4 protein-coding genes and 1 pseudogene are annotated in these 3,469 nt (G+C 73.2%); 3 read left to right on the top strand and 2 right to left on the bottom strand.

Going from position 1 to position 3,469, the window contains the following annotated elements; all coding sequences use genetic code 11:
• A pseudogene (locus AB0C29_RS39115) lies at nucleotides 1–247 on the top strand (XylR family transcriptional regulator); the annotation flags it as partial.
• On the opposite strand, the gene AB0C29_RS39110 reads toward AB0C29_RS39115, so the two are convergent.
• Nucleotides 230–889 carry a class I SAM-dependent methyltransferase gene (locus AB0C29_RS39110; RefSeq protein ID WP_360831624.1) on the bottom strand — a complete coding sequence of 220 codons (660 nt, stop codon included), beginning with the start codon at nucleotides 887–889 and terminating at the stop codon, nucleotides 230–232. The pseudogene AB0C29_RS39115 and the gene AB0C29_RS39110 sit on opposite strands and share 18 nt — an antisense overlap.
• Nucleotides 890–972: 83 nt before the next feature.
• Between AB0C29_RS39110 and AB0C29_RS39105 the strand changes: the two genes are divergently transcribed.
• On the top strand, nucleotides 973–1,503 hold the full coding sequence (locus AB0C29_RS39105; RefSeq protein WP_360831621.1) for a GNAT family N-acetyltransferase: 531 nt from the start codon (nucleotides 973–975) through the stop codon (nucleotides 1,501–1,503).
• Here the strand turns inward: AB0C29_RS39105 and AB0C29_RS39100 are convergent.
• Nucleotides 1,491–1,913: a hypothetical protein gene (locus tag AB0C29_RS39100; RefSeq protein ID WP_360831618.1), complete on the bottom strand. Its 423-nt coding sequence runs from the start codon at nucleotides 1,911–1,913 to the stop codon at nucleotides 1,491–1,493. The two genes, AB0C29_RS39105 and AB0C29_RS39100, sit on opposite strands and share 13 nt — an antisense overlap.
• Nucleotides 1,914–2,113: 200 nt before the next feature.
• Between AB0C29_RS39100 and AB0C29_RS39095 the strand changes: the two genes are divergently transcribed.
• The gene (locus tag AB0C29_RS39095; RefSeq protein WP_360831615.1) at nucleotides 2,114–3,247 is read left to right on the top strand and encodes a hypothetical protein; all 1,134 of its coding nucleotides are present in this window, start codon (nucleotides 2,114–2,116) and stop codon (nucleotides 3,245–3,247) included.
• Nucleotides 3,248–3,469: the final 222 nt, after the last annotated feature.

Below are 3,469 nucleotides of genomic sequence, written 5' to 3'. Positions count from 1 at the left end.
GGTCAACGTGCACGACCCGGACATGGTCACGCTCGGCGGGCTCGCCGCTCCGCTGCGCGCGGCCGCCCCGGACGTCTTCGACACGGCCTACACCGACGGGCTCATGGCGTTCCATCGTGGACAGCCGCCGCCGGTGGTCGACGCGGTGCACGGCGACGACGGCGCGCTGCACGGCGCGGCGATCCTCGCGCTGGACCACGTCACCAGCGAGACCGCGCTGGCCGAGTGGTCAGCGGGCCCGCACTGAGAAGGTGATCGGCGTCGGCTCGCCGCCCTCGACGAACCCGTCCGCGGTCAGCCCGGCGGCGACGAACGCGCCGAGCAGCTCGGCCAGCGGGAAGTGCATCGCGCCGACCTTGTCGCGCACGCCCTGGCTGGTCCAGGAGTCCCGGCTGTAGCCGCGCTCGCGGTAGCCGGGGCGGACGACGATGGCGGCCGGGTCGGCGCGGTCGGCGAACGCGCCGCAGAAGCACGGGTGCACGCCGACGTGCACGAAGACGCCGCCGGGCGCGAGCACCCGGCGGACCTCGTGCAGCACGGCCGGGTAGCCGGGCATGTCGGTGTGCACCATCATCGCGATGACCGCGGGCACCGAGGCGTCGGCGAACGGCAGCCGGGTGGCGTCGCCCCGCGCGACCGGGAGTCGGCCGGCGGCGTGCCGCAGCATCCCGGCGGAGAGGTCCACCCCGATGGGCGTACGGCCCAGCCGGCGGACCGCCGCGGCGTACACGCCCGTCCCGCAGCCGATCTCCAGGCAGAGACCCGCGCCGGGGCCGAGCAGCTCGCGCAGTGCGTCGTGCACGCCCAGCGGATCGTCCTCACCGGACTGCGGGCGGATGAACTCGGACTCGTACCAGTCGGCGATCTTGTCGTAGGCGGCGCGCGTCATCACCTCATTCAGCCAGCCCCGGGGACGGCCGGTCCAGGCCTTACGCGCTGCGCTGAACGCGGGCACCGGGCGATAATCGCGCGATGGAACTCAGCACCGCGCGGCTGCTGCTGCGCCCGTTCCGGGCCGACGACCACGCGGCCCTGCACGTGATCGCCGGCGACCCGCAGGTCGTGCGGTGGATGGACTGGGGTCCGAACACGCCGGAGGAGACCGGCGTCTTCCTCACCTACGCCCTGGCGTCGGAGACCGAGACGCCGCGCCGGACCTGGAAGTTCGCGGTGGTCCGCCGGGCGGACCAGGCCCTCATCGGCTCGGCCGAGCTGCACCTCGAGAGCCCGGAGCACCGGCGCGGCACGATGGGCTATCTGATCGCCCCGGCGGTTCAGGGCCAGGGGTACGCGACCGAGGCGGCCCGCGCGGTCCTCGACTTCGGCCTGACCGGCGGTGGCCTGCACCGGATCACCGCCACCTGCGACCCGGAGAACGCCGGCTCGGTCCGGGTGCTGGAGAAGATCGGCATGACCCGCGAAGGCCACCTGCGCGACCACTTCCTGATCCGCGGCGCGTGGCGCGACCGCCTGCTCTACGCCAAGCTGGGTCAGCTGCGGTAGTAGACCCGCAGCTCATAACCGTCGCGCTTCTGACGCCAGCCCAGGTCGTCGACGGCGACGACCTCCGGGCGGCCGGCCAGCCAGTTCGCCGCCATGCCGAGCGCGTCGGCCGGCGTCGACCCGGTGAACACCCGCCGCCGGGCGAGATCGTCGCTGTGCGCCGGCGCGTGCCGCGGATAGGTCTGCGCGGCCATCATCGGCTCGGGACCGGTGACGACCGCGGTCGCCCCGACCGCCTCACCGTTGATCACGCCCTGCACGAACCAGTCGTTGATCGACTCGTCGTGCTCGACGGTCCACCCGCTGACCGGTCCGATATCGGCGGCGATGGCCTGCTTCGCGTTGTCCAGCGCGGCGTCCAGGGTGGCGAGCTCGAGATCCTCGCCGTTGTACTCGACCCGATAGTTCACGTTTCCTCCGCGCGTCGAACAGCCGATCAGCGGGGTGTCTCTACCCAGGTGGGCGCCCTTTCAGTCGGAGACCCCGGCCGGCCCCGACGGAGCGCTGGAGTCGGGTTGGCGCAATGTCGTTGCCTGCCGATGTGATGTGTGCTCTGGTGGCAGTCCGGGCCGCCGGTAGTGCCGGTGGCGGGTCACCGGAAGGTGGGGTCATGGCCGGTTCGATCGCGCGCCGCTTGACAGTCTCCGTCCTGCCCGTCGCCTGCCTGGTGCTCGCGACCACGGCCGGCCCGGCGACCGCCGCTCCACCCAGCCGCGTGGTGCCCGGCGTCGACATCGTGCCGCCCGGCGGGGAGGCCACCCTCGCCTGGCGGGTGAACAACCGGGACCAGGTGCTGCTCTTCCTCAGCGGCACCATCTGGCAACGCGGCCGCTACACCGACATCGGTGGGCTGGGCGGTGCGTTCACCGGCGCGTTCGATCTCAACGACGCCGGTGACGTGGTGGGTGACAGCGATCTGCCCGACGGCTCCACCCACGCGTTCCGGTGGCGGCACGGCCGGATGATCGACCTCGGCACGCTCGGCGGGCCGACCAGCAACGCCCGCTCGGTCGGCGCCAACGGTGACGTGGCCGGCCGCAGCGCGCTGCCCGACGGCTCCGAGCACGTGTTCCACTGGCGGGCCGGCGTGCTGACCGACACCGGCATCCCGAGCGGCTTCACCAGCGCGATGAAAGTGAACGCGTGGGGTCAGATCGCCGCGCACCATGTCTCCGGCGAGACCTTTGCCAGCCGGGCGTACTTCTGGGACCGCGGAGTGGTCACCGACCTCGGCACCCTCGGCGGCGACCGGGTCACCGTGACCGACCTCAACGACCGGGGTGAGGTCGTCGGTTTCGCCACCACCGCCACCGGCGACATCCACGCGTTCCGGTGGCGGCACGGCCGGATGACCGACCTGGGCACGCTCGGCGGGGCCGACTCGCGGGCCGCCGACATCAACAACCGGGGCCAGATCACCGGGAGCGCCGCGAGTGCGACCAGCTCCGAGCGGGCGTTCCGCTGGGAGAACGGCGTCATGACCGACCTGGACGCGGCCGCCGGGACGCACGCGCAGACCTGGGGCAGTGCGATCAACGAGCGCGGCGACGTGGTCGGGTCCCGGACCGGGACCAGCGCCACCAGGGGAGTGGTCTGGCGGCGGGGCGCGACGCTGGAGCTCGATGCCCTCGGCCGGGAGACCAGCCAGGGCGAGGACATCAACGACCGGGGTCTCGCGGTCGGGCTCACCGCCGTCGATCCGTTCCAGCCCACCCGGGCGACCGTCTGGTACACCCGCCGATGACCGGGCGAACGGCTCGGGGGGTGGCCGGGTGAGCGGCTGCGCCACATCCACGTCGACCCTGGTCTCCTGCGGCTGGGGAGCGCCGGCCCGTTGCTCCGGCGGGTGGACGGCGACCACCGGGAACGCACCGGAGCCGATGAGATCCGGGCCGGTGCCGCCCGGCCCCCCGTACCGTGCTGTCTGGCCGTTGCCCATCTACCGGCGCCACCAGCCCCGCACCGC

This window comes from Actinoplanes sp. NPDC048791, assembly GCF_040650095.1.
GTDB lineage: Bacteria > Actinomycetota > Actinomycetes > Mycobacteriales > Micromonosporaceae > Actinoplanes.
This window is presented reverse-complemented; position numbering and strand designations above follow the sequence as displayed.